This window comes from Bradyrhizobium sp. PRIMUS42 (assembly GCF_023006515.1).
Classification (GTDB): domain Bacteria; phylum Pseudomonadota; class Alphaproteobacteria; order Rhizobiales; family Xanthobacteraceae; genus Bradyrhizobium.
Map to the genome: position 1 here is coordinate 1 of NZ_JALBGZ010001204.1, position 1,164 is coordinate 1,164.

General features: G+C 66.4%; 2 protein-coding genes. One reads left to right on the forward strand and one right to left on the reverse strand.

The window, feature by feature from the left end:
- The coding region (locus MOV75_RS39030; RefSeq protein ID WP_247008173.1) for a GGDEF domain-containing protein at positions 1 to 634 on the reverse strand (634 nt) is incomplete at its 3' end.
- Between the two features lie 141 nt (positions 635 to 775).
- Between MOV75_RS39030 and purE the strand changes: the two genes are divergently transcribed.
- Positions 776 to 1,164 (forward strand): 5-(carboxyamino)imidazole ribonucleotide mutase (gene purE / locus MOV75_RS39035; protein WP_247008175.1); only part of this gene is annotated, 389 nt, incomplete at its 3' end.

Here is a 1,164-nt window from a genome sequence, read left to right on the forward strand (position 1 = left end):
CATCGGACTGCGCCCCCAGCAGCGCGACCCCGGCGGAGGCGCCCGCGGTCACCTGCTGGTCGCGAAAGACAAAGGACAATTCGTCCACCGCCTGCTCAAAGGCGGCCGCCTTCGCCTTGGCGTCGGTCTCGCTGAGATTCCAGAGCAGCAGCGCGAACTCGTCGCCCCCAAGCCGGCCGACCACGTCGGAAGCACGGACCTGCCGCGTCAGCGTTGCGGCAATCGCCTTGAGCACCTCGTCGCCGGCGCGATGACCGAACGAATCGTTGATCGGCTTCAACCGATCGACGTCGAGCACGATCAGCGCCCCACTGGCGCGGTAGCGCTTCATGTAGGCGATGGCGCGCGCGAGCTCGCGCTCGAAGCCGCGCCGGTTGGGGATCTCGAGCAGGAAATCGGTGTCGGCCGCAGCTTCCAGTTCCGCGACCCGGCGCTGCGCCTCCTTGAGCTTGGTCCGCAAGCCCCGGATCGTTGCCCTGAGGCTATCCTTGGCTCCACTATCGGCCGACGCGCCGGGCGCCGGCAGCCTCGTCGGACGTTTGGTCAGCCGCTTTGGGGCAGCTTTGGATCGGCCGGCGCTGGTCTTCCGGCCCTTTTTGGCCTTCGCAGCGCTCGCCCTTTTTGGTTTCTTCATGGGCATCCTGCTCAATGAAGGCTTGCGGGGATTCACCAAGACAGGATAGTGCATTCCCTTCTCCTTGCCACCGCCTTGCGAGCCGCCGGCCGGAACCGTTAATCTGGCCTATCCTTCTGTTTTTCGGGCACAATTAACGTCATGACCGCGCCGATCGCCATCATCATGGGAAGCCAGTCGGACTGGGACACGATGCGGCATGCCGCCGACACGCTTGCCGCGCTCGGCGTTGCCGCCGACACCCGCATCGTTTCGGCCCACCGCACCCCCGACCGGCTGTTTGCTTTCGCCAAGGGGGCCAAGGCCGCGGGTTACAAGGTCATCATCGCCGGCGCTGGAGGCGCTGCACATCTGCCCGGCATGGCGGCGGCGCTGACCGAACTCCCGGTGTTCGGCGTTCCCGTCGAATCCAAGACGCTGAAGGGCCTCGATTCGCTCTATTCGATCGTCCAGATGCCCGCCGGCATCCCGGTCGGCACCCTCGCCATCGGCAAGGCCGGCGCGATCAACGCCGCGCTGCTGGCAGCGTC